This window comes from Xenorhabdus sp. SGI246 (genome assembly GCF_040838225.1).
Taxonomy (GTDB): Bacteria; Pseudomonadota; Gammaproteobacteria; order Enterobacterales; family Enterobacteriaceae; genus Xenorhabdus; species Xenorhabdus indica.
Window position 1 is genome coordinate 1 of the sequence record NZ_JBFPEZ010000036.1, and the last position, 24773, is coordinate 24773.

At 42.6% G+C, this 24773-nt stretch carries 26 protein-coding genes, 1 tRNA gene and 1 pseudogene; 21 read left to right on the forward strand and 7 right to left on the reverse strand.

Going from position 1 to position 24773, the window contains the following annotated elements:
• Positions 1 to 30 precede the first annotated feature (30 nt).
• Positions 31 to 489 (forward strand): hypothetical protein, encoded by a 459-nt coding sequence (locus ABLA85_RS08735; protein WP_367963250.1) that lies wholly within the window; start codon positions 31 to 33, stop codon positions 487 to 489.
• Between the two features lie 20 nt (positions 490 to 509).
• On the opposite strand, the pseudogene ABLA85_RS08740 reads toward ABLA85_RS08735, so the two are convergent.
• Positions 510 to 698 (reverse strand): annotated as a pseudogene (locus tag ABLA85_RS08740) (integrase); the annotation flags it as partial.
• Positions 699 to 819: 121 nt separating this feature from the next.
• Between ABLA85_RS08740 and ABLA85_RS08745 the strand changes: the two are divergent.
• Positions 820 to 1284, forward strand: a complete 465-nt coding sequence (locus ABLA85_RS08745) for a lysis protein (RefSeq protein ID WP_367963178.1) — start codon at positions 820 to 822, stop codon at positions 1282 to 1284.
• Between the two features lie 36 nt (positions 1285 to 1320).
• Here ABLA85_RS08745 and ABLA85_RS08750 read toward each other — a convergent pair whose 3' ends face one another.
• Entirely contained in the window at positions 1321 to 1590 is a 270-nt protein-coding gene (locus ABLA85_RS08750; protein WP_367963180.1) for a hypothetical protein, read from the reverse strand.
• A 523-nt stretch (positions 1591 to 2113) separates the two neighbouring features.
• Between ABLA85_RS08750 and ABLA85_RS08755 the strand changes: the two genes are divergently transcribed.
• The 7 genes from ABLA85_RS08755 to ABLA85_RS08785 all read left to right on the forward strand — a co-directional run bounded on the left by ABLA85_RS08755 (position 2114) and on the right by ABLA85_RS08785 (position 4421).
• Positions 2114 to 2533: a hypothetical protein gene (locus ABLA85_RS08755; protein ID WP_367963182.1), complete on the forward strand. Its 420-nt coding sequence runs from the start codon at positions 2114 to 2116 to the stop codon at positions 2531 to 2533.
• Positions 2534 to 2704: 171 nt separating this feature from the next.
• Entirely contained in the window at positions 2705 to 2857 is a 153-nt protein-coding gene (locus ABLA85_RS08760) for a hypothetical protein (RefSeq protein ID WP_367963184.1), read from the forward strand.
• 121 nt (positions 2858 to 2978) lie between these two features.
• Complete coding sequence (locus tag ABLA85_RS08765) at positions 2979 to 3233, forward strand: type II toxin-antitoxin system RelB/DinJ family antitoxin (RefSeq protein ID WP_367963186.1); 255 nt, start codon at positions 2979 to 2981, stop codon at positions 3231 to 3233.
• Positions 3223 to 3516, forward strand: a complete 294-nt coding sequence (locus ABLA85_RS08770) for a type II toxin-antitoxin system RelE/ParE family toxin (RefSeq protein ID WP_367963188.1) — start codon at positions 3223 to 3225, stop codon at positions 3514 to 3516. The genes ABLA85_RS08765 and ABLA85_RS08770 overlap by 11 nt, the downstream gene beginning before the upstream one ends.
• A 329-nt stretch (positions 3517 to 3845) precedes the next feature.
• Entirely contained in the window at positions 3846 to 4022 is a 177-nt protein-coding gene (locus tag ABLA85_RS08775; protein ID WP_367963190.1) for a hypothetical protein, read from the forward strand.
• Positions 4003 to 4245: a hypothetical protein gene (locus ABLA85_RS08780; RefSeq protein ID WP_367963192.1), complete on the forward strand. Its 243-nt coding sequence runs from the start codon at positions 4003 to 4005 to the stop codon at positions 4243 to 4245. The genes ABLA85_RS08775 and ABLA85_RS08780 overlap by 20 nt, the downstream gene beginning before the upstream one ends.
• Positions 4242 to 4421, forward strand: coding sequence for a hypothetical protein (locus ABLA85_RS08785; protein WP_367963194.1), 180 nt, complete (start codon positions 4242 to 4244; stop codon positions 4419 to 4421). Before ABLA85_RS08780 ends, ABLA85_RS08785 begins: the two co-directional genes overlap by 4 nt.
• Positions 4422 to 4628: 207 nt before the next feature.
• Here the strand turns inward: ABLA85_RS08785 and ABLA85_RS08790 are convergent, their stop codons facing one another.
• Entirely contained in the window at positions 4629 to 5126 is a 498-nt protein-coding gene (locus ABLA85_RS08790; protein ID WP_367963196.1) for a tyrosine-type recombinase/integrase, read from the reverse strand.
• 162 nt (positions 5127 to 5288) lie between these two features.
• Positions 5289 to 5363 (reverse strand) — tRNA-Arg (locus ABLA85_RS08795).
• A 198-nt stretch (positions 5364 to 5561) separates the two neighbouring features.
• Here ABLA85_RS08795 and mlaA point away from each other — a divergent pair.
• Positions 5562 to 6314: a phospholipid-binding lipoprotein MlaA gene (mlaA, locus tag ABLA85_RS08800; RefSeq protein ID WP_367963199.1), complete on the forward strand. Its 753-nt coding sequence runs from the start codon at positions 5562 to 5564 to the stop codon at positions 6312 to 6314.
• Between the two features lie 61 nt (positions 6315 to 6375).
• Here the strand turns inward: mlaA and fadL are convergent, their stop codons facing one another.
• On the reverse strand, positions 6376 to 7707 hold the full coding sequence (gene fadL, locus ABLA85_RS08805; protein ID WP_367963201.1) for a long-chain fatty acid transporter FadL: 1332 nt from the start codon (positions 7705 to 7707) through the stop codon (positions 6376 to 6378).
• 790 nt (positions 7708 to 8497) lie between these two features.
• Here fadL and fadI point away from each other — a divergent pair.
• The 3 genes from fadI (at position 8498) to sixA (ending at position 12778) form a co-directional block, all read left to right on the forward strand.
• Positions 8498 to 9808, forward strand: a complete 1311-nt coding sequence (fadI, locus tag ABLA85_RS08810; RefSeq protein WP_367963204.1) for an acetyl-CoA C-acyltransferase FadI — start codon at positions 8498 to 8500, stop codon at positions 9806 to 9808.
• Entirely contained in the window at positions 9808 to 11976 is a 2169-nt protein-coding gene (fadJ, locus tag ABLA85_RS08815) for a fatty acid oxidation complex subunit alpha FadJ (RefSeq protein ID WP_367963207.1), read from the forward strand. The genes fadI and fadJ overlap by 1 nt, the downstream gene beginning before the upstream one ends.
• Positions 11977 to 12277: 301 nt before the next feature.
• On the forward strand, positions 12278 to 12778 hold the full coding sequence (gene sixA / locus ABLA85_RS08820) for a phosphohistidine phosphatase SixA (protein WP_367963209.1): 501 nt from the start codon (positions 12278 to 12280) through the stop codon (positions 12776 to 12778).
• 51 nt (positions 12779 to 12829) lie between these two features.
• Here the strand turns inward: sixA and smrB are convergent, their stop codons facing one another.
• Positions 12830 to 13372, reverse strand: coding sequence for an endonuclease SmrB (gene smrB / locus ABLA85_RS08825; protein ID WP_367963211.1), 543 nt, complete (start codon positions 13370 to 13372; stop codon positions 12830 to 12832).
• Between the two features lie 91 nt (positions 13373 to 13463).
• Positions 13464 to 14084: a hypothetical protein gene (locus ABLA85_RS08830; RefSeq protein ID WP_367963213.1), complete on the reverse strand. Its 621-nt coding sequence runs from the start codon at positions 14082 to 14084 to the stop codon at positions 13464 to 13466.
• A 111-nt stretch (positions 14085 to 14195) separates the two neighbouring features.
• On the opposite strand from ABLA85_RS08830, the gene hutI reads away from it, so the two are divergent.
• From hutI to aroC, 8 genes are all read left to right on the forward strand, one after another.
• Positions 14196 to 15461 (forward strand): imidazolonepropionase, encoded by a 1266-nt coding sequence (gene hutI, locus ABLA85_RS08835; RefSeq protein ID WP_367963214.1) that lies wholly within the window; start codon positions 14196 to 14198, stop codon positions 15459 to 15461.
• Between the two features lie 63 nt (positions 15462 to 15524).
• On the forward strand, positions 15525 to 16484 hold the full coding sequence (gene hutG, locus ABLA85_RS08840) for a formimidoylglutamase (RefSeq protein WP_367963216.1): 960 nt from the start codon (positions 15525 to 15527) through the stop codon (positions 16482 to 16484).
• A gap of 48 nt (positions 16485 to 16532) precedes the next feature.
• Positions 16533 to 17267 (forward strand): histidine utilization repressor, encoded by a 735-nt coding sequence (gene hutC, locus ABLA85_RS08845; RefSeq protein WP_367963245.1) that lies wholly within the window; start codon positions 16533 to 16535, stop codon positions 17265 to 17267.
• A 295-nt stretch (positions 17268 to 17562) separates the two neighbouring features.
• A complete protein-coding gene (gene hutU / locus ABLA85_RS08850; RefSeq protein WP_367963219.1) occupies positions 17563 to 19287 on the forward strand; it encodes a urocanate hydratase in 1725 nt (574 codons plus the stop codon).
• 14 nt (positions 19288 to 19301) lie between these two features.
• Positions 19302 to 20861, forward strand: a complete 1560-nt coding sequence (gene hutH / locus ABLA85_RS08855) for a histidine ammonia-lyase (protein ID WP_367963221.1) — start codon at positions 19302 to 19304, stop codon at positions 20859 to 20861.
• Positions 20862 to 20941: 80 nt separating this feature from the next.
• Positions 20942 to 22318, forward strand: a complete 1377-nt coding sequence (locus ABLA85_RS08860; protein ID WP_367963223.1) for an amino acid permease — start codon at positions 20942 to 20944, stop codon at positions 22316 to 22318.
• Between the two features lie 173 nt (positions 22319 to 22491).
• Positions 22492 to 23424, forward strand: coding sequence for a 50S ribosomal protein L3 N(5)-glutamine methyltransferase (gene prmB / locus ABLA85_RS08865; RefSeq protein ID WP_367963225.1), 933 nt, complete (start codon positions 22492 to 22494; stop codon positions 23422 to 23424).
• Between the two features lie 162 nt (positions 23425 to 23586).
• Entirely contained in the window at positions 23587 to 24672 is a 1086-nt protein-coding gene (aroC, locus tag ABLA85_RS08870) for a chorismate synthase (protein ID WP_367963228.1), read from the forward strand.
• The last annotated feature ends 101 nt before the right edge of the window (positions 24673 to 24773 follow it).

Sequence of the window (24773 nt, forward strand, 5' to 3'; positions counted from 1 at the left end):
AATTAAGGGACACAACCTAGTGTTAAACTTGTGATCAGTCACGATGGGCAATACCATTACTTTTTAGATATACCAAAACGGCAACCAGGCCCCAGACTCAATATCTTTGGACATGGGGATCCAAACAAAGCCCTTTTCCAAGGGCATTCTGTGGAGCGTGCTTTATCTGGCACAGAGGTGGTTGGTTTTCCTTGTAGGGAAAGGCTACCTCAAGCTTATTCTTTATCACCAAGTGATCTTGCAAAAAGCATAAAGCCACTAATCTCGATATATTGCATACGGAGCATCCGGTTGGTTGCGTGTTATACCGGGAAAACAGGTTTTGCTAGAGCTTTGGCTTATTTAACGAATTTGCCTGTTAAAGCTCCAATACATCATATTGATGTAATGGAATTTGTTACTACTGGTCGTTACTGGATAATCAAGCCACAAGAAGAGGAGTTAAAGGAAATGGAACGAAATTTCCGGTGGTTTGGCCTTAGCCAATAATCACTGAAATGAATCACAAATTCAGGTGCGGAATTATATTCGGCTCTCCCTGTTACTATTGCATATCGCCATACCTCCCCACAGCGTTGACGTACTTTTCTGAGCTTTTCGCTTGCTCCCCGATCATTCAGTCTTGATAAAACAGCCATAAGTTCCATTGGCGTTATTTCGGCAATAGGTTTGCCGCCTATATAAGGAAAAACATCTTTTGAAAAATTGTAGAGATTTAGGAAGACACCGCGAGACTTTAAGAGATGAGGCAAGCAGTGAATATATTGATTTTATTTTGGCTGTTTAGGGCTGGTTTTTGTTCATAGGGACATTACTGCTGTGAAACTCAATAGCCAGTACTTCACTTTTGGTGTCATGGGATTGCTCGCTGGTATGCTCTGGTTCTATTACAGTGAGTATCAGGACAAGGCCGAAGAATACCGTAGGTTAAAACGACAGTATGACGAACAAATCATTGCGATAGATAAGCAGCGAGAGCGCATCAAGCATCTTACCGAACTCGACAAAACTCACACTCAGGAACTCGCTCATACCAAGACTGAAATTGACTCTCTTCGGGCTGATGTTGCCGCTGGTCGTCGTAAGCTGCACATCAAGGCCACCTGTCCCGTGTATGAAACCGTTACCTCCAGCGGCGTGGTCACTCCAGCCCCGTCGAACTCACTGGAGAAACTGGATCAACTGTTCTCGATATCCGAGAAGGCATCATCAACGACCGGCAAAACTGAGATATTTGCAGGAGTATGTGAGGAATCAATGTCAGTGAAATTTAATGACTGGTGAGAGGATGGCAGGAGCGATCCCGCCTCCTCTTGATTTTTACGCACAGATTACTTTGCCTATGAATTCTGGGTGCGTTAATTCGCATTGGGCCATACAGTCTTTCCATGCTGGACTATCTACAAGATAACCCGCGCAGATCATAGCATAAGTTTGAGTTGAAGCTAAAAGAGTTGTGCCTGCTAACAGGCAGAGAAGAATATATTTTTTCATTTTATTCCCCAGATTATTTATTACATCACTAACACAAAGACTGATAAATCTAATAAGCCCATATTTACCCAACAACAAGCGAATAATACTTAACAATTAATTACCTCCTGAAACTAAAGCAAATATTTCTGTGTCCATTGCCTGAGTGGTTAAAGAAATAACCCATGCTGCCACCCGTTCCTATCGCGTACCCAACGCACACGGGCTGGAGGTATTTTTATTCATAACTGAAAATCACCTCCTGAGGAGGTAGTCAACAACAGGTTTAGGCTTTGCCTTATTGGTTTTTAGATTTTAAAGTAATGGAAATGGCAGAGACTTGTTTTTAGGGATTTTAGTACGCCCCTCTGGGGCGAAATCAAAGCCACCTTCATAGAAGGTGGCTTTTTACTGTTTTTCTGTAATATTATTGCGCCTCAAATTTGTTACACGAAAACATCCCGGAGAAAAAATGAAAAATAAAAAGCTAATAATCATTGGTGCTATTGTTGTCTTTGTAATTATGTTTTTTAAACTTTTGTCAGAGAATCTAGCCTCAATGTAATAATATAGCCCTGTAATGGGCTATTGTTTTTTGGGAAACAAGAAATACCATTATTGCCAGAATGAAAGGGATAAAATGAAAAAGCTACTTATGGCATTAATGCTTATTTTAACAGGATGCGATACTGCTTATAGTAAATATAATGGAGTATATACCTGTAAAATAGGTCGGCTAATGAATTACGTAGCAGCAGACAAAAGAAGTGAATATATTTTTCCGTTGGGGGTAGCGAAAACCAGAATGACTTTTAACAATGGGGTCATGATCATTCATGGAATGCAATCAGGTGATTATGTTGGGCATGAAATGGCTATGACCGCACCGTCAGTGACACCGGATGGTAAACTAATGTCAGAATGGATATTTAAATATGATGATGGTGAATTTAGTGAAGACTTTTCCCCTCACTACGGTATAGCGACAATTACGATTGGTAACCCATCCAATAACGGCGTAATGCAACAGCTAACTAATTGTAGAAAAGAGCAAGAATAATTTTGTTGTAAACCATAGTCTGAGCAAGAGCCCCTTACATAAATGTAATAAACCTATGCAATTTTTTTGCATCGGGCGTTTTTGCATGGATTTTTCTCACAATTAAATCAAATAAAAAGCCAGCATTTTCGCTACTGGCTTTTGGCTTCCTATTTAAAGGAGAATATAAATATGTTGGATGTGACTTTAGCAAACCAAACAACCGTTGTCACGCACCAGACTAATCATGTTCCTGTTATCGTTTATCGAAATCAGAGAGTCTGGACTGAACTCGGTGCTTCACGTCATTATCTAAACTGCTCTAGCTGGTTATTCAAGACCTAACCCCAATCTATGGACGGCTTTGAACCACCTTTCAGGTTTTACGAAATTTTCGTAAAACTTATTGCACCATAGTTGCAATAATGTACAATGTAATACAAGTGTAATTACAAATGGTGATACTATGAGCACAATTCAGATAAGAGTGGATGAAGAACTGAAAAAGGATGCATACCGTGCATTTGATAAAATGAATCTTTCCCCTTCCGATGCAATGCGGCTTTTTCTGCGTTATGTGGCAGAAAATGAAAAATTGCCATTCACAGTAGTATCCGTAATGGTCTCAGAGCATGATGAAGATGAGGATATTCTTGATGTCGTGCGGGAACGGCTAAAAAACCCCGCTAAACGCATCCGGGTAAACCTCAATGAAATTTAACATTGAGTTTGACGAGCGTGCTTTAAAGGAATGGCAGAAGCTGGATAATAGTATCCGCGAACAATTTAAAAAGAAGTTATGGAAGTTACAGGATAACCCTTATATCGAGTCAGCCAGATTGTATGGTGATTTAGCGGGTTGTTTTAAAATAAAGCTTCGTTCGTCTGGATTTCGCCTTGTCTATCAGGTGATAGATGAAGAAATTGTAATCTGGGTGATAGCGGTAGGTAAAAGGGAAGATTCGAAAGCCTACAAAATAGCCAGTGAACGCATTGGTCGATAAGTGAACAATGTATGGGGTTCACTTCATAGTGCGGTTTCTTATATTTTAAAAATGGGGTGGACTATGTTTGGGATGCCAAATATCCCTAACTGGAAGGGGTCCCTAACGCTGCGATAGACGCAGGAATTAGTCTGGGCGGTGCTGCATTGATTAATACGCTATTCGGTAATTATTGGGGGATATTCAATCAATTTGGTATCCCTCTTTTGCTGGCAGATAACGTCATCTCACTGTAATACCAGAATCAGTATCGAGTGAACGTTCCGATAGAGAACGGCTCATTCGCCAGCGATAACAAGACCGGAGAGCCTTACAAAGTTACAGTTTAATTGAGTAAGGGGTCAGGTGGTACACTGGAGCGAGGCGCCTTCCTGTCTCAGCTTGAGATTCTGGCGAAAAGCACACTGAAATTCCATGTTGTCACACCGGAATTTGTCTACATCAATGCCGCCATTGTGGGCTATGACCTTGCAAGGGAAGCCAAAGGTGGGGGCCACACTGATTAAAGTGAATGTCCATCTGGAAGAGGTCAGGGAAGTAAAATTCAAATATGACAAAGAAGAAGTGAAAAATCCCGATGATGCCAAGAAAAAGGGCACAGGTGACCAGACACAGAAGGTGGAATCGCAAGTAAGTAGTAGCATTAATGAAGCCGCAGGCAAGAAAAAAACAACACTAAAGAAGACTGGGGATTTTATTGAGAAAATCGGTGGAGGAGGATTTTTTTGATGCTTGTTGAAACCGCCATTTTGCCCATCCCAAACCAAACGACATCATTCACGATTGACTCGGATTTAATCGACCTGACCCTTGAGAGCCGACTGGGGGCTATTACTCCTCATGCGCGAGTGAAAGCCTATGGCCTGCCTATCGAAACAATGGAGAAGTTACTGCGTATCAAGTGAAACGATATCAAGGCACTGCGTAATGCCGTGACGATTGAAGCCGGAGAAGAAGGTGAGGCGTTATCACAGATCTTTAAAGGGATATAACCTTTGCCTACCCTGATTTTGGTGATGCACCTAATGCAGCACTTACATGCAATTTCCGGTTTTTCATAATTTCAGGTTCTATTGTAATGAGTTTATTGTCGAAATCGACATTGCCCCATTTCATACTATGCAGCTCATTTGTATGCAATGCTGTATACTGCAAAACCTGAGTAGGATCACTTTGAGTAGAACCATTGGTTCTATTTCTTCCATTGCCATATGACCAATGCAAGGTAGAATATCGGCTTGAAACATGCTTTGTAATTCTTTTACATATCTTTCAGACCAGACAGCTTTTTTGAATTGATACCATTCATTATATATAACAGCGAACGTATCAAGGACTTCATTATTTTTCTGCTTTGGTATGGCTGGCTCCAGGTCTCCGTCATTAGTAAGAACAGATTTAGCTTCAGCATGCTTTAATCGAGCAGTGACCAGTGAAACGTCTGGGTATGCACCGATAACATAAGTTTGCTCTTTCCCATTTTTACGGTATCTAAAACGCCAAATTTTACTCCCTGTTTTCGATACAAAGAGAAATAAACCTCCTCCATCAGCAAGGCGATAGGCTTTGTCTTTAGGTTTGGCTGACCCAATCTGCTTTATCGTTAACATGTGGGCATCCCAAGTGGGTAATTGAACCGATGCCCGCAAATATGCCCGCATTTTGCTGGTGTAATCGCGTTATATATAGTAGCAGTGGGTAACACTAATTCTGCTTTAAATAAGGATTTTTTATTTGCTGGTTATGTTTGGTAATGCGAAGTTACTTGATTTTGGCGCCCCCTGCAGGGATCGAACCTACAACTAGCCCTTAGGAGGGGCTTGTTATATCCATTTAACTAAGAGGGCGAATAAAACAGGGCATAGTATATCTCTTTTTCTTTCCTGAGATAAGATATAACGAACTGTTTGCCTATATAATCATCAATTATTTTGATTACCATTAAAGAAAAATTGGCAGTATATTTAACATATTGGCGGCTATTGGCTGAAAGGCATAATGCTCGAAAACGGACAATGGCAAAAAGTAATCATATGGAGAACAATATGAAGTATCGTCTGAGCGGGGTTGCTCTTACTGCTATGCTACTGGTGGGATGCGCGAGTTCATCGAATACGAATGAACAAAGGCGCTCTGATCCGCTGGAAGGGTTTAACCGTACCATGTTCAACTTTAACTATAATGTTCTCGACCCTTATGTACTAAGGCCTGTCGCAGTAGTCTGGCGTGATTATGTGCCAATGCCCGCACGAAACGGTATTGGTAATTTCATGAGCAACCTTGAAGAACCCGCCAGTATGGTTAATAGCTTTCTACGTGGTGATATCAATGAAGGTGCGAAACACTTTAATCGGTTCTTTTTGAATACTATTTTGGGTATGGGAGGGCTTATTGATGTTGCTTCAATGGCGAACCCTAAACTGGCAAAACAGGACCCAATGCGTTTTGGTAGTACGCTAGGATACTATAATGTCAGTTATGGCCCTTATGTTGTTTTACCGGGTTATGGCAGTTTTACCACCCGTGATGAAGGGGGAAATTTAGCAGACATGACTTACCCTGTTTTAAGTTATCTCACGCCTTGGATGTCTGTAGGTAAATGGGTATTTCAAGGCATTGAAACCCGGGCGCGTTTATTGGATTCAGACGGCTTGATGAAAAATTCTTCTGATCCGTATCTGATGATGCGTGAGGCTTATTTCCAGCGTCACGATTTTCTGGCTAATGGCGGGAAGCTGACACCAGAAGAAAATCCAAATGCTGCTGCTATTCAGGATGAGCTAGATTCTATCGACTAATTTTATAAACAGATTAAAAAAGGATAGCTCAGGCTATCCTTTTTTAGATCATGGAAGATGATTAGAATGTGTAGTTAAGGCCTACACCAAACAGCCACGCAGTTCCTTTTGAATCGAATTCATATGGTGCACTGAAAGGTCCTTGTTGAGCTTCTTTTGGTAATGTTTCACTCACATGGACTTTTTTGCCGCGCATGTAGGAAACACCAACATCGACAGAGGCATCTTTATTAAATGCGTAAGTGGTTCCCGCACTTAGCCAGAAACGATTTTGGTCTGGGATAGAGATAGAACGATTCTGCGCTGGTACAGGGCTTTCATCGAAAGCGATACCGGTACGGAAAGTCCAGTTATCGTCATGATAATAAGTTGTTCCTAGTGAAATACGGTAGGCATTACGGAATCCTTCGTGTTTTTCGAATAGATCATCGCCCTTACCGTTTTTAGGTTTACCCCTCAATTCTTTAAATTCGTTCCAGCCAGTGTAGAGGAAGCTATAGTGGATGGCCCATTGAGGTGCTACACGGTTGTAACCGGAGATTTCCCACATATCAGGTAGGTTCAGATCTAACGTTCCTTTAACTGTATTGCCACCTAGCCCACCTAGTAGTTCGGGTTTGTCGTTACTGTAATCACCGTTTTTAAACTTCACTTTGACTTTCGAGCGATAAGTCAAACTATAACGGTTGTTTTCGTCAAACTGGTACAGAAGACCTGCATTCCAGCCATAACCCCAATCTTTGCCTTCCAAACGAGCTGCTTCTGCGGTTGCAGGGATGTTAATATTAAGCTTTGGTAGTAACTGTTTATATTTCAGTGTTAATGCTGGTCCTAATTCACCCATATGGCGAATAATTTCAGCATCAGCATAAACTGCATTCACACCTAAACCAAAACTGAACTGATCATTCAGCTTATATGCACCGCTTAGATTAAAGTTTACCGTCTTGAGTGAAGTTTTTCCGCCAATTGAGCCTGCTGCATAGTTATTGCTGAAATTTGTGCCTAAGCCAAAGTTACTCGTGGCTGATGCGCCAACAAACCATTGCTCAGTGATTGGGGTAATAAAATGCAGGTTTGGTATCGGAGCATTTGGTGCAATATTTTTTGCATCAGTGCTGTGTTTAAGCGGGGACTGGCCCGTGATATCAACGCTTGGTTTGACGTAAATAAGGCCGCCAGAAAATGATGGGCGATCAAATAGGGTCATGGCTGCAGGGTTGCGGCTACCTTCAGAAGCATCTTCTGCAACGACACCTGCTCCAGAAAATGCCCGACCTAGTCCTGATGATGAATACTCATTCAATTGAAAACCGGCAGCACTAGCATTGGATGAAACAATTGCAACCGCCACTGCTAATGCTGAACGTGTAAATAGGTTTTTCTGGTTCATAACCAAAACCTCATTGTTTAATTATTATTTAACATGCTACTCAATGTAGCTGAGAGCGCGGAATTGTAGAGTCAGTTTATCATAATGACAAATCAGACCAGTGCGGGAAGTATAGGCCCGACCTCATAATGTGTTGCAAGAATGTTTTTAAAATATGACGAAATTGATTGCAAAAATGGGACTTGCTTAACAAAAAAGAGACAACTCAGATTGATAAATTGTAAATAAAAAGCTGTTAATGTACTGAGATCAATAAATAGTGAGATAAATGATATTAAACAGTGTAATGACTGGTTATTAAAGAAAAAGGTAACGTAAAATCAGTCGTAGATTTTCATAGTCAGAGAAGTAAAGTGACCGATGTTATGAGGCGTTGTAGCGTAAAAGAAACAGCCGTCTAGTTGTTGTGTTGATGGTAGATTACAACTGACAGTGGTTCTTGCGCTTAAGTTGTCAGGCATAAGCAATGATATTCCAGTTAGGATTGCGTTAGTTCTTTGTTGAATCAAAGTCTTAAACAGCTGTTTTCCACTGTAGTCTAAAGTAGGGGAAAACTGACTCTTATCCGTGGTAATCAATGATTATTTCTTTATCTTTTTCTCACATGCTATCTGTTCAAGTTGTGTAGATTATAAATATATTAAAGTTGCGCTTGCTCGCATTTTTAGTTTATTCCTGTTTGCTATTCTCCAGCATTGCGTTAACAATGCTTGATCAGGTCTGACCTCTTATGAGGTGAGTAAATATTTTTAATCAATTGATTTAGTTAATGATTATTTCAGGAGTTGCTATGAGTCGTTCTTCAACAAAAGTGGCACAACAAAAGGAACGAGTGGCTATTGTCAGTGGGTTGCGCCTTCCTTTTGCGAAACAGGCGACTAACTACCACGGTATTCCGGCTGTTGATCTAGGAAAAGCTGTTGTCAGTGAGTTGGTCATCAGAAGTGGGCTGTCACCAGAGAAGATCGACCAATTAGTTTTTGGGCAAGTTGTTCAAATGCCGGAAGCACCGAATATTGCAAGGGAAATTGTATTAGGTGCTGGCTTAAGTGTTAGTACAGATGCATATAGCGTTTCCCGGGCCTGCGCAACCAGCTTTCAGGCAATCGCGAATGTAGCAGATAGCATTATGGCTGGGACAGTGAATGTGGGGATCGCGGGTGGTGCTGATTCTTCTTCAGTCTTGCCAATCGGGGTAACCAAATCATTGGCTCGCACGCTGGTTGATATGAACAAAGCTAAGAGCCTGTCGCAACGCCTCAAATTACTTAGTAAATTGAAGTTAAAAGATTTACTGCCAGTATCACCCGCTGTTGCTGAATATTCAACGGGATTACGAATGGGAGATACGGCTGAGCAAATGGCGAAATCCTATCATATCAGTCGTAAAGAGCAGGACGAATTGGCTCACCGTTCTCATGTATTGGCTGCTAAAGCCTGGGAGCAAGGATTATTGCGTAATGAAGTGATGTCAGCACATTTCCCGCCGTACCATGAATCTCTGCTGGAAGATAATAATATCCGAAAAAATTCAGAACTCACCTCTTACGCTAAATTGCGCCCTGCCTTTGACCGCAAACATGGTTCAGTGACTGCCGCCAATAGTACACCGCTGACGGATGGTGCGGCGGCGGTTATTTTGATGAGTGAATCTGCGGCTAAAGAGCTTGGTATGACTCCGTTAGGTTATTTACGCAGTTACGCCTTCTCAGCAATTGATGTTTGGCAGGATATGCTATTGGGGCCATCTTATGCGACGCCGTTGGCGTTGGACAGAGCGGGTATTACTTTGAATGAACTTTCGCTCATAGATATGCATGAAGCATTTGCTGCCCAAACCCTTACGAATTTAAAAATGTTTGCCAGTGAAAAGTTTGCCCGCGAGAAATTAGGACGTTCTCACGCAATTGGCGAAGTGGATATGAATAAATTCAATGTATTGGGTGGTTCAATTGCTTATGGTCATCCGTTTGCTGCGACTGGAGCCAGAATGGTGACTCAGACACTGAATGAGTTGCGTCGTCGTGGTGGTGGGCTTGGATTGACAACCGCTTGTGCTGCCGGTGGATTGGGTGCAGCGATGGTATTGGAGGTAGAATAATGGCTCAGGATGAAAAAGAAACAATCATGTCAGAGACACAATCAGTATTCGGTTTTTCTGTCAGAGATGACAAGATTGGTGTCATTACGATTGATGTCCCGGGTGAGAAGGTCAACACGCTGAAAGCGGAGTTTGTTGAACAATTTTTGACAGTTTTTGAGAAAGCACAACAAGTTACCGGCTTAAAAGGTTTGGTAATTGTGTCCGGCAAACCCGATACATTTATCGCTGGCGCAGATATCACTATGATCGCAGGCTGCCAAACCCAACAAGAAGCAACGAAATTAGCTGAAAAAGGTCAGGAATTGTTTGCCCGGATTGCTAATTATTCTTTACCGATTGTTGCCGCCATTCATGGTGCATGTCTGGGTGGTGGGCTGGAGTTAGCATTAGCCTGCCATGCGCGTATTTGTTCTCTGGATGATAAGACGCGTCTTGGTTTACCGGAAGTGCAGCTTGGGTTATTACCCGGTTCGGGGGGAACTCAGCGATTACCTCGTCTGATAGGTGTCAGTTCTGCTTTGGATATGATGCTGACGGGCCGCCAACTGAAGGCAAGTCAGGCAAAACGTCTGGGCGTTGTAGATGATGCGGTTCCTTTGGATATTTTGCTGGAGGTCGCTGTTCAATATGTCAAAAAAGGAATAATTAAGCGTAAGCCGTTAGCGTGGTCACAGCGTCTGTTGGCAAGTGCTGTGGGCAGGCCACTGTTGTTTCGAATGGTTCAACAAAAAACACAGGCAAAAACTCATGGTCATTATCCGGCTCCAGAGCGAATTATTGATGTCGTTCGTACAGGACTGGAGAAAGGGCAAAAGACGGGTTTTCAAGCGGAAGCCAAAGCATTTGGTGAACTGGCTATGTCGCCAGAATCGGAAGCATTGCGCAGCCTGTTTTTCGCTGCTACTTCATTAAAAAACGAAACGGGTTCTTCAGAACAGCCAGCTAAGATCAAACATGTGGGGATTTTAGGGGGTGGTTTGATGGGGGGCGGAATTGCCAACGTTACTGCAACGCGTGGTAATTTACCTGTTCGTATCAAAGATATTAATGAAAAAGGTATCAATCAGGCGCTTAAATATACATGGGATCTGCTTTCTAAACGAGTCAAACAACGGCGTTTGAAACCGTCGGAGTGTTCCCGCCAAATGTCTCTACTTTCCGGATCAACTGATTATATTGGCTTTAAACAAGCTGATATCGTCGTGGAAGCCGTGTTTGAAGATCTGGTATTGAAACGCAAAATGGTTTCAGAAATTGAGGCACATACAAAACCGGAAACCATTTTCGCTTCCAACACTTCTTCATTGCCAATTCACCAAATTGCAGAGGTTGCTAAACGTCCGGAGCAGGTTATCGGTCTCCACTATTTCAGTCCGGTTGATAAAATGCCGTTGGTGGAAGTGATCCCGCATGCAGGAACCAGTGAAAAAACAATTGCAACGGCGGTAGCGCTGGCGAAAAAACAGGGTAAAACAGCGATTGTTGTTGGTGATAAAGCAGGGTTCTATGTTAACCGAATTTTGTCTCCTTATATCAATGAAGCGGGTTATTGTTTAGTAGAAGGTGAACCTGTTAACCATATCGATAAGGCATTAGTTGATTTTGGTTTCCCGATTGGGCCAATCAATTTGTTGGATGAGGTCGGTATTGATGTTGGAACAAAAATAATTCCTGTCCTGATAGAGCAATTAGGTAGCCGATTTACTCCACCGGCAATTCTGGATGCAGTATTGAATGACAATCGTAAGGGCAAGAAAAACGGTCGTGGTTTTTATTCCTACGAGGTCAAAAAAAGTAGATTCTGGTCATTCAGAAAAAGCAGCAAAGAGGTTGACTCTTCCATCTATTCTTTGTTGAAAATTAAGCCTAACGCCAAGATGTCTCCATCAGATATTGCTCAGCGTTGTTTAATGCCGATGTTAAATGAAGCTGTTCGCTGTTTGGATGAAGGTATCATCCGAAGCCCCCGTGATGGCGATATTGGTGCAGTATTTGGTATTGGCTTCCCGCCGTTCTTGGGAGGGCCATTCCGCTATATGGATAAACTAGGTAGTAATAAAGTTGTGGAAATTTTACGTCGCCTGGAGCAACAACATGGAGAAAGATTTGCACCTTGTGAACGCCTGGTTCAGATGGCTGAACAGAATGAAAAATTCTATGAATAATTTATAGTTTTTGCGGAATCAATTATATCGGCTCTTTTAGTTCAAGAGCCGATTTTTTATGCCAAATAATTTCTGATTCTTATAATGTTTTTTACTTGTTGAGTAAATGAAATAATAATAATCAAACAAGATATATATAATTCGTCTTTAGTGATTTTATTTGTTTTTATTTTGAGGCAGAATGCTTATCAATCCTAATTGATTTCCTTCTGTTAAAGTGTATATCAATAATATGGTTTTATTTTCATATAATTAATTACCTAAAAGCGGTGTAATCTAAAATTTAACTCAACGGTGAATTATGTTCGTTTTTATTATGCGTCACGGTGATGCCGCTTTCGACTCAATCAGCGATGCAATGCGAGAATTAACACCACGTGGTTGTCAGGAATCACAAAAAATGGCTCTTTGGCTTGCGCAACAGTTGCCTGATATCGATTGTGTCTTAGTCAGCCCCTATATTCGGGCAGGGCAGACTCTGAAAGTCGTTCGTGAGAGCCTGACATTGCCTGATAGTGAGGAGGTGTTAGAGGAGTTAACACCATCGGGTGATGCGGCACTGGTAGCGAGTTACTTACAAGTTTTGGCAATTCAGGGGAAAAAAGCAGTATTGTTAGTTTCCCATTTACCTTTAGTTGGTTATTTAGTATCTGAACTTTGCCCTGTACAAACTCCACCTATGTTTACAACATCCGGTATTGCTTGTGTGGAGTGGGATCACCAGACAGCGAAAGGCCGCCTATTATGGCAAACCTCTCCGGCACACTTAGTGACAAACAATATTAGTGACAAACAATATTAGTGATAAACAATAAATGACAAAAGCCTGGTTGATCAAAGGCAGAGTTCACATTTAGCGCTGTATAAACTCATCCTGTTCTACCAAAATGAGCAATGCAGCGTTTCCTCCCCACTCTTTGGGAGCTTGATGGAAAGCAATGATATCGGGATGTTGAGCGAGCCATAATGGTGTTTGTTGCTTAAGAATATGTTTACCGTGACCATGCATAATACAGGCACAATAGACGTTTTCACGGCGGCAGGCGGCTATCAAAGCCCCAATTTCTTGTTTAGCCTGCAACTGAGTTAATCCGTGCAAATCCAGAAAAAATTCAGGGAGATAATCTCCTCGCCGTAACTTCTTCAGCTCATAATGATTGGCACCTTCACGTACATAACGGGTCGGGCCTTCCATATCGAGATTGGGCTGGAACTCATCAGAAAAATAGTAACTGGCATCGACCTGTTCTTGCATCAGACGCTCAGGAGCGATCTGGCCGATTTTTTTTCTTCTGGGGGAATGTAAGACTTTATCTTGAGCAATACGACGAGTTCCCGCAACAGACGTTCTGAATAGGCTGATGTCTTCTTCACTTAATGTTATTTTCTTCTTCATTACATATTAATTTTATTAACAACTTTTGGTCAGTGTACCTGATTTTCTATCATTTTGCTTAAATGCTATTACATAATATAACCATGTATATTTAGTGGTTATTTGTTGTTTTCTTCAATATGGCTTGCCAATGTTTTAATCTTTTTTGAAGAGCTTGTGGAAAATGTTTCTTTTCTCTGGCGCTGGGGAAAAAACTATTAATCGTATTTTGATCGTGCTTTTCCCAGAGCGCAGGATTTCGGGTTAATCTTTCGTACCACATTGGTTTATTGATATGAATGTCGTTTTTGAAATCAGAAGGCAGGGCGAAAAGAAAGTTATCCATAAAATTTTTAGCCAAATGACTTGAAGGGTATTCTTTTAAGATAATGAGCTTATTTAAAAAAATATTTTTTAAGTAGTATTGCCATTCTTCCCTTTTGCCAAAAAAGGGTTCTATTGTTTTGGAGAACAATTCAGTATTCTTGAACTGTGTGATAGTAGGATCAATTATAATTCTCTGGCTTTGATGGTAAGCTTCAATCACAAGATGAGTCGTAGGGCAACTATCGTCCACGCCGCGCCAGATGAATACGCCAATTGCCCGATGGGGTATATGTACTCCATGAAGATATTCACTGACATAATCGGCACATCTAAAACAGGCTGCTTTAGGTGATTTAATAAGATCTAATATATTCTTATCATTACGAATTTCATCCAAAAAATTCACAATTGCTCCTTTGTTCATAAAATGGATTGACAAAATTTTTTGGTTATAAAATAAATGTATATACAACATACAGGCTGACATTGACAAGAAAAAAATAACGGAGAGAAACTAATGTCAATTGGACTGAAAGATAGCGATATTATTTGGCGCAATGCTAGACTTGCCACAATGAACCCTACAATCAATAACATAGATGGAAAACACAATTACGGCATTCTGGAACAACATGATTTGATCATACGGGATGAAAAAATTCTGGCGATTTCACCAACGGAAAGTGTGCCAGCTAATCGTTGTAAGGTGATTGATGTAAAGCAGCGATTAATCACTCCCGGCCTGATAGATTGTCATACTCACTTGGTTTTTGGTGGCAATCGGGCATCGGAATGGGAGCAGCGTTTGAATGGCGCTTCTTATGAAGAAATCAGTGCTAAAGGCGGTGGAATTAATGCTACAGTCAATGCAACCAGACAAAGTTCAGCCCAACAATTGGAAATTGCCGCTCAAAAGCGACTTAATGCCTTAATATCTGAAGGCGTAACGACAATTGAGATGAAATCGGGTTATGGATTAGATCTGAAAAATGAAGAAAAACAACTGAAAGTTATTCAAACACTAAAGCAAAAGAACTCCGTTGAAATCAGTCCGACTTTACTCTCAGCTCATGCGGTTCCTTCTGAATATACACATAATCCTAATGCTTATATCGACTTAGTTTGCGATACCATTCTTCCTACCCTTTGGCAAAAACAGTTATTTGAATCTGTGGATGTTTTTTGTGAAAGCGTTGGATTTAGCCTCCAGCAAACTAAACGGGTCTTTGACGCAGCTCAAAAACTCAATATTCCCATCAAAGGCCATGTGGAGCAGCTTTCTAACTTAGGTGGCTCTGAATTGGTGGCAGATTATCAAGGATTATCGGTTGATCATATTGAATATCTGGATGAAAAAGGCGTTGAAGCGATCAGCCACAGTGGAACTGTCGCCGTATTATTGCCGGGAGCATTTTATTTCCTGAGAGAAACTCAACGTCCTCCTATTGCCTTATTGCGTCAATATCGTGTACCGATGGCCATTTCGACGGATTTTAATCCGGGAACCAGCCCTTTTACATCTTTGCGTATGATGATGAATATGGCCTGTGTCCAATTTGGTTTAACGCCAGAAGAAGCATGGCAGGGAGTGACTATCCATGCGGCACGTGCGTTAGGGCGGGCAGATAGCCACGGTCAATTAACAGCGGGTTATATGGCTGATTTTGTTGTCTGGGATGCTCAGGAACCCGTTGATATATTGTATGAACTTGGACATAACCCATTAGTTTACCGTGTTTATCGTGGAACAATCACGCATAGCTCTATGCATCGTGATTCATAAGCAGTATCGCTTGGAAAACAATACATTATTTAGAGAACAATAAATAATAGTGAGGGATATAACATGAAATTATGGCATCCGACATCAGAAAACATTTGGCAAGGACGAAATGATCTCGCGGAAGCAAATAACGCATTACGGGTATTTCAGACGATAAAACAGCCCACCCGTTTCTCTCCAGAACAATTTCCGCATCATATTGCATTATTGGGATTTGAATGTGATGAAGGGGTAAAACTCAACCAGGGGCGACCGGGAGCTAAATTAGGGCCTGAATATCTGCGCCAGTCATTGGCAAATATGGCGAGTCATGATGGACATGAATGGCTGGTGGATTTGGGTAATATTCGGGCTCATAGTGGACAATTAAGTGAAGCCCAGAGCGCCCTGAGTGATGCTGTCTATGAGTGTCACGATCAGAAAATGCGGACGTTAATTTTTGGCGGCGGACATGAAACGGCATTTGCGCATGGCATGGGAATTTATCGTGCGTTTCCAACTCAACGGGTAGGGATTATTAACTTTGATGCGCATCTGGATCTGCGGAATGCGCCACAACCCACATCGGGCACTCCGTTTCGTCAGCTTGCTGATTATTGTCATCAGCAACAACGTCCATTTAATTACACCTGTATAGGTGCTAGTCTGGCCTCGAATACGCAGGCTTTATTAGATGAAGCTAATCACCTTGATGTCACTATTATTTGGGATACTCAATGTATTGACTCCATGTTGGATAGGGTACAGCAACAAATACAAGATATTATTAATCAGGCTGAAGTCATTTACATGACTATTGATTTGGATGTGTTGCCAATCTGGCAAATGCCATCAGTATCGGCTCCGGCTGCGTTGGGTGTTCCGTTAGAGCACTTATTATCGTTGATTCAACCTATTTGTCAGAGTAAGAAATTGCAGGCCATTGATTTAGTTGAGCTTAATCCATTATATGATATTCAGGGTATGGGCGGTAAAGCAGCGGCTCGTCTCGCATGGCAATTAGTGCATTGGTGGAATAGATAATTCATGAAATAAATAATTCATGCAATAAATAGGAGTAAGAAGGAATTTATTGTGACCATTGATTTATCAGATAAAGCGGCTAAGCCTGTGCCTCTGTACGCAAAAGTTAAACAGTCCATTGTTGAAAAAATCTATACAGGGGAGTGGAAACCGCATGATAGGGTTCCTTCGGAATCTGAATTAGTTAAACAATTTAACTGTAGTCGCATGACAGCAAACAGAGCATTGCGGGAGCTGACAGCAGAAGGGTTTCTATTCCGTTTGCAGGGGGTGGGTTCATTTGTTGCAGAGCCTAAAGGGCAATCTGCCTTATTTGAGATACACAGTATTGCTGATGAAATTGAGGCTCGTTCCCACCGACACAGTTGCAAGGTACTGAAACTGGCAGAAGTGACGGCTAATATGACTCAGGCCGCAGAGTTGGCAATCGAGATTGGCACACTTATTTATCATTCAATTATTGTTCATTATGAAAACGATATTCCTGTGCAAATTGAAGACCGTTACGTTAATGCGTTGGCGGTGCCAGAGTATCTGCGACAGGATTTCAGTCAGCAAACTGCTCATGATTATTTATCGATAGTCGCTCCTCTTACGGAAGGAGAGCACATTGTAGAAGCGGTTGCAGGTGATGCTCGCTCTTGTCGTTTGCTGCAAATAGAAGAAAACACGCCCTGTCTGTTGATCAGCCGACGAACCTGGTCGAAAGAGCATATTGTTTCCAGTGCTAAGTTATTATTTCCTGGTAACCGTTATAAACTGAAAGGGTGTTTTAATTCGTGATTTGGAGCTTATGATTTGGTTAAAATATCTCCTCTTTGCTTTATGCATAGAGGAGAAAGGAAAGAGAGTATTGTGACAATAATGTAAATAATATGTGACATAAAACACAAAACCAGCAAAAATATGCTTCTGCCAGCCTGAAAATAAATCATTATCATCTTATTGATCTTCCTAATAAAAGAAATCACACAAAATTATTGACTTTATCTTCGTCACATTTTTGCCTATTGAATATACATGTATATACAACTATACAGTTAATAAATTTTCATAAAGGTGAAAAAGGAAAAAAACCGTGACAATGCAAAATAATAAATTCAGTAACGCGGTCATTCGTGCTCCCAGAGGAACGCAACTCACAGCAAAAAGTTGGCTGACGGAAGCACCGCTCCGTATGCTGATGAATAATCTTGATCCTGACGTAGCAGAAAATCCCCATGAGCTGGTCGTTTATGGTGGAATTGGTCGTGCAGCCAGAAATTGGCAATGTTATGAAAAAATCGTTGAGACTCTGAAAAATCTGGAGAATAACGAAACATTACTGGTGCAATCAGGTAAACCTGTCGGGGTTTTCAAAACCCATGAGAATGCGCCTCGTGTATTGATAGCAAACTCAAATTTGGTTCCACATTGGGCAACGTGGGAACACTTTAATGAACTGGATGCCAAAGGGCTAGCAATGTATGGCCAGATGACTGCCGGTAGCTGGATATACATCGGTAGTCAAGGGATTGTACAAGGCACTTATGAGACATTTGTCGAAGCCGGGCGCCAGCATTATAACGGTGATCTGACAGGTCGCTGGGTATTGACTGCCGGTTTAGGTGGCATGGGTGGAGCACAACCTTTGGCAGCGACGTTGGCGGGGGCTTCATCACTCAATATTGAATGTCAGCAAAGCCGTATTGATTTTCGTCTGCGTACTAAATATGTGGATGAACAATCAACTGATCTGGATGACGCACTGGCACGTATTAAGCGTTACACCGAGGAAGGTAAAGCGGTATCGATAGCGCTGTGCGGTAACGTAGCAGAGATTTTACCGGAGTTAGTTCACCGCGGTGTTCGTCCTGATATGGTAACAGATCAAACCAGCGCCCATGATCCATTACATGGTTATCTGCCAGCGGGTTGGACATGGGAAGAATATTGTCGCCGGGCCGAAACAGAGCCAGAAGTGGTGATTCAGGCTGCGAAATCCTCAATGGCAGTACATGTTGAAGCGATGTTGGCTTTCCAGAAACAGGGTATTCCTACTTTTGATTACGGCAATAATATCCGTCAAATGGCAAAAGAAATGGGTATTGAACATGCTTTTGATTTCCCCGGTTTTGTGCCTGCTTATATCCGTCCACTCTTTTGCCGCGGGATTGGGCCTTTCCGTTGGGCTGCTCTTTCCGGTGATCCAGAAGATATTTACAAAACCGATGCCAAAGTAAAAGAACTGTTGCCAGATGATACCCACTTGCATCGTTGGCTGGATATGGCACGGGAACGGATCAGCTTCCAGGGTTTGCCTGCACGTATTTGTTGGGTGGGTTTGGGAGATCGGGCTAAGTTGGGTTTGGCATTTAATGAAATGGTACGTAATGGCGAACTTTCAGCACCAATCGTGATTGGACGTGATCATCTGGATTCAGGTTCAGTGGCAAGTCCCAACCGTGAAACGGAATCAATGAAAGATGGTTCTGATGCTGTTTCTGACTGGCCATTACTCAATGCGCTATTAAATACAGCCAGTGGTGCAACCTGGGTATCTCTGCACCACGGTGGTGGAGTGGGCATGGGGTTTTCTCAGCATTCAGGCATGGTCATTGTTTGTGATGGTTCGGATGACGCCGCAGAACGTATTGCCCGGGTACTGCATAATGATCCAGCGACGGGTGTCATGCGTCATGCTGATGCGGGTTATGAACTGGCAGTTCAATGTGCAAAAGAGCAGGGATTGAACCTACCCATGCTGAATACACAAGCGGTAGAAGGCTCATCAATTGAAACAAAAGCAGCAGAAATAAAATAAGGAGCGTTATTGATATGAAACATATGACTATTCATCCAGGAAAAATGACGCTTGAAGAGTTACGCCATGTTTATCAGCATCCCGTACAGATCACATTGGATGCACAATGCTTCCCGGCTATTGAGAGCAGTGTTGAATGTGTTAACCGTATTATCAGCGAAAATAGAACCGCTTATGGGATTAATACGGGTTTCGGTTTGTTGGCAAATACCCGAATTGCAGAACAGGATTTGGAAGAGTTGCAACGTGCTATCGTAATGTCACATGCAGCAGGTGTTGGTGAGCCTTTATCGGATGCAATCGTCCGGTTGATTATGGTATTAAAAATCAACAGCCTGGCTCGTGGTTATTCCGGTATTCGTTTGGAAGTTATTCAGGCACTGGTAACATTGGTAAATGCCGAAGTTTACCCTTGCATTCCAAGTAAAGGCTCGGTCGGCGCTTCTGGTGATTTGGCTCCACTGGCGCATATGAGTCTGTTATTGTTGGGAGAGGGCAAAGCCCGTTATCGTGGTGAATGGTTGCCGGCAAAAGAAGCCCTGGCAAAAGCAGGGCTTAAGCCCATTCAACTGGTGGCAAAAGAGGGGCTGGCACTACTTAATGGTACACAAACTTCAACTGCATTTGCCTTGAAAGGGCTTTTTGCGGCGGAAGATTTACTTGCATCTGCCATTGTTTGTGGTGCCTTGTCTGTTGAAGCAGCTTTGGGTTCCCGTAAGCCATTTGATGCGCGTATTCATGAAGTGCGTGGACAGCAAGGGCAAATTGATGTTGCAGCTTTATACCGTTTTGTATTGGAAGAACAAAGTAACATTTCGGCCTCCCACGAAAACTGCCCGAAAGTACAGGATCCTTACTCGTTACGCTGTCAGCCACAGGTAATGGGAGCTTGTCTGACCCAAATTCGCTATGCTGCTGATGTCATTATGGTTGAGGCTAATGCTGTTTCTGACAATCCACTGGTCTTTACTGAACAGGATGAAGTGATTTCTGGTGGTAACTTCCATGCAGAGCCTATCGCAATGGCATCGGATAATCTGGCTATCGCTCTGGCGGAAATTGGCGCGTTGTCAGAACGCAGGATTGCTCTGCTGATGGATAGCAACATGTCTCAGTTGCCCCCTTTTCTGGTCAAAAACAGCGGGGTTAATTCCGGTTTTATGATTGCTCAGGTAACCGCGGCTGCGCTGGCAAGTGAAAATAAAGCACTGGCACACCCTTCCAGTGTTGATAGCCTGCCGACCTCAGCGAATCAGGAAGATCATGTCTCAATGGCGCCGGCAGCAGGTCGCCGTTTGTGGGAAATGGCGGATAACGTCAGGGGAATTCTGGCGATTGAATGGTTGACGGCTTGTCAGGGAATGGATTTTCGTGCAGGTTTGACAAGCAGCCCGATTCTGGAAAAAGCCCGCCATATTTTGCGTGAGAAAGTAACACATTACGATAAAGATCGTTTTTTCTCACCAGATATTGAAACGGCTATTCAATTGTTGGCAGAGCAGCAACTTTCTGCACTGTTACCGACTGGTACGATCCTGTCGAATAATAATATTCTGAAAAACCACATAAATTAAATTGTTCTTAGGCCGGCTCTCCGGCCTTATCGTTGTATTTATCTTTCACATCTAATAATAAAAGAAAATAGGGATAAATCATGCAAAACATCTCACAACTCAAGCGTGGGTTAAGTGTTCGTCATATTCGGTTTATGGCACTGGGATCGGCAATTGGCACTGGGCTTTTTTATGGCTCTGCGGGAGCCATTCAAGCAGCAGGACCTGCGGTATTGTTGGCATACGCTATTGGTGGTGCGGCAGTTTTTATGGTTATGCGTGCATTGGGGGAAATGGCTGTCCATAACCCCGTGCCGGGTTCTTTCTCTCATTATGCCAATCATTATCTGGGACCATTGGCGGGATTTCTGACCGGATGGACTTATGTATTTGAAATGTTGGTTGTCTGTCTGGCGGATGTCACCGCATTTGGCCTCTATATGAAACTTTGGTTTCCCCATGTTGACCAATGGATTTGGGTTCTCGGTATCGTCTTTTTCATCGGGGCGATAAATCTGTGCAATGTCAAAGTGTTTGGTGAAATGGAGTTTTGGCTTTCTATCATTAAAGTCGCAGCGATTGTTGCCATGATTATCGGTGGTTTCGCGATTATGATGTATGGATTTGGCCAGGAAGCAGGTCATGTTACCGGGTTATCAAATTTGTGGGAACATGGTGGTTTCATGCCGAATGGGATTGCAGGAGTGATAGCTTCATTTACTGTTGTTATGTTCGCATTTGGAGGTATTGAAGTTATCGGTATTACCGCCAGTGAAGCGAAAAATCCGGCACAATCCATTCCACGGGCAATTAACGCGGTGCCGCTACGCATTCTGCTGTTTTATATTCTTACTTTATTCGTGCTGATGTGTATTTATCCGTGGAATCAAGTTGGTCAGAATGGCAGCCCATTTGTCCAGATCTTCTCCAGTCTGGGAATTAACTCCGCAGCCAATATCCTGAATATTGTCGTTATTACAGCCGCTATTTCAGCGATTAACAGTGATATTTTTGGCGCAGGGAGAATGATGTATGGCATGGCGCAGGAAAAACAGGCTCCTGCCTCTTTCACCAAACTGACTCAACATGGAGTACCGTGGATCACTGTATTGGCAATGTCAGTCATTTTGTTAATCGGTGTTGTTTTGAACTATCTGTTGCCTGAACAAATCTTTGTCATTATTGCTTCCATTGCAACATTTTCCACAGTGTGGGTATGGCTGATGATTTTGTTGTCACAATATATGATGCGCCGGAAAATGCCGGCAGAAGAGGCTAAACAGCTTAAATTTCCGGTTCCGTTGTGGCCAATAGCGCCGGCTCTGACAATTGCATTTATGGCATTTATCATCATGGTACTGGGCTATTTCCCCAATACGCGTGTCGCATTGCTTGTGGGAATCGTGTGGATTGTGCTACTGACTGTCAGTTATTTCTTATGGATAAAAAATCGGGTGAAAAAACTGGCTGATAAATAAAATGGATAACGCCAATAAAAACCATCCTGTTAACGCAGGGTGGTTTTTGTGTTTTTGTTACGCTTACATGAACCTCTGAGCTTAAAATAATTCGCGCATACAGGTTGCTGATTTGTGGCATGGATCATGGCAAACTAACGCACTAATGACATTTTTGTGGTTTAGAGGTACTTGTGGATAAGATTTTCGTAGATGAAGCCGTCGCAGAGCTGCATACCATTCAGGATATGCTGCGCTGGACAACCAGTTGTTTCAGTGCAGCCAACATCTATTATGGTCATGGAACAGATAACCCGTGGGATGAGGCTTTGCAATTGGTTCTTCCAACACTGTACCTGCCTCTGGATATCCCAGAAAATATGATGACAGCCCGCCTGACAACCACAGAGCGCCATCGTATTGTTGAGCGTGTTTTGCGCCGTATCAATGAGCGTATCCCTGTTGCTTATTTGACTAACCGGGCATGGTTCTGTGGGCATGAATTTTATGTTGATGAGCGGGTTTTGGTGCCACGTTCGCCAATTGGTGAGTTGATTAACAATCAGTTTGCCGGGTTGCTCTCACAGGAGCCTTCGGCCATTCTTGATTTATGCACAGGAAGTGGCTGTATTGCAATTGCTTGTGCTCACGCCTTCCCGGAAGCGGAAGTTGATGCGGTTGATATTTCTGCTGATGCTTTGGCTGTTACTGAGCATAATATTGAAAATCATGGGCTTTTACACCGTGTCATACCGATTCAGTCAGATTTATTCCGTGATATGCCTCCGATGAAATACGATCTGATTGTTACCAATCCGCCTTATGTGGATGAGGAAGATATGAGTGATCTGCCAGATGAGTTCCACCGTGAGCCAGAGTTGGGGCTGGCAGCAGGATGTGATGGATTAGATCTGGCCCGTCGTATTCTTGCCACAGCACCGGATTTTCTCACCGAAGAAGGGGTGTTGATATGTGAAGTGGGTAACAGCATGGTTCATTTGATCGAACAATACCCTGATGTACCATTCACATGGTTGGCGTTTGAGCATGGTGGTGATGGTGTTTTTATGCTCACACGCAAACAATTGACCGAATATCACGAATATTTCCGTCTATTTAAAGATTAATATTTTGCCATTGTGCTGATGGTTAAAGCGTTTTTTCATCAATTTAATTTAAATAAAATTGATGAAATCAATTAGGCTTTAACCATTGGTTAGGTTATTGTTATCCAATATCAAATCATTAACACACATCTTTAACGCATAAGAAATAATGGCAGGATAGGAATGGCAGGAAACAGTATTGGGCAGTTTTTCCGTATCACTACATTTGGTGAATCTCACGGGGTTGCATTGGGGTGTATTGTTGATGGTGTTCCGCCGGGTATTGCCATTACAGAAGCCGATTTGCAAATCGATTTGGACAGACGTCGTCCGGGAACCTCCCGCTACACCACACAGCGCCGTGAACCTGATCAGGTACGAATTCTTTCTGGCGTTTTTGAAGGTGTGACAACAGGAACCAGTATTGGTTTATTAATTGAGAACACCGATCAACGTTCACAAGATTACAGTGCGATTAAAGACGTTTTTCGCCCCGGTCATGCAGATTATACCTATGAGCAAAAATATGGATTGCGTGATTATCGTGGTGGTGGCCGTTCATCTGCTCGTGAAACTGCGATGCGTGTTGCTGCTGGTGCGATTGCAAAAAAATACTTGTTTGAAAAGCATGGAATCCGTATCCGTGCCTGTTTGACCCAGATGGGAAATATTCATTGTGAATTGAAAGATTGGGAGCTCGTTGAGCAGAACCCGTTTTTCTGCCCTGATGAAAGTAAACTAACCCAACTTGATGAGCTATTGCGTGCTCTGAAAAAAGGAGGGGATTCCATTGGTGCTAAGGTGACGGTAGTTGCTGAAAATGTGCCCGCAGGATTGGGAGAGCCGGTTTTTGATCGTTTGGATGCAGATATTGCCCATGCTTTGATGAGCATTAATGCTGTGAAAGGGGTTGAAATTGGCGATGGTTTCGGTGTTGTTAACTTACGTGGCAGTGAAAATCGGGATGAAATCACTTCACAAGGTTTTATCAGTAACCATGCGGGCGGCATTTTGGGAGGGATCAGCAGCAGCCAGCCAATTATCGCTCACATTGCTCTGAAACCGACATCCAGCATTATGGTATCGGGTAAGACCATTAATCGTCAGGGCGAAGAGGTGGAAGTGGTGACGCGCGGTCGGCACGACCCTTGTGTTGGTATTCGGGCGGTTCCTATTGCAGAGGCCATGATGGCGATTGTACTGATGGATCACCTGTTGCGTCAGAGAGCGCAGTGTGCAGATGTAACATCTATACTTCCGAGCTGGTAAATCGGTAACAGTTTTTTCGAGCTATATTTTTCAGAGGATATTTTCCGAGATATAAGCGTCGAACGATGCTAAAAGATCTCCTGATGAACAGTAAGTAATTT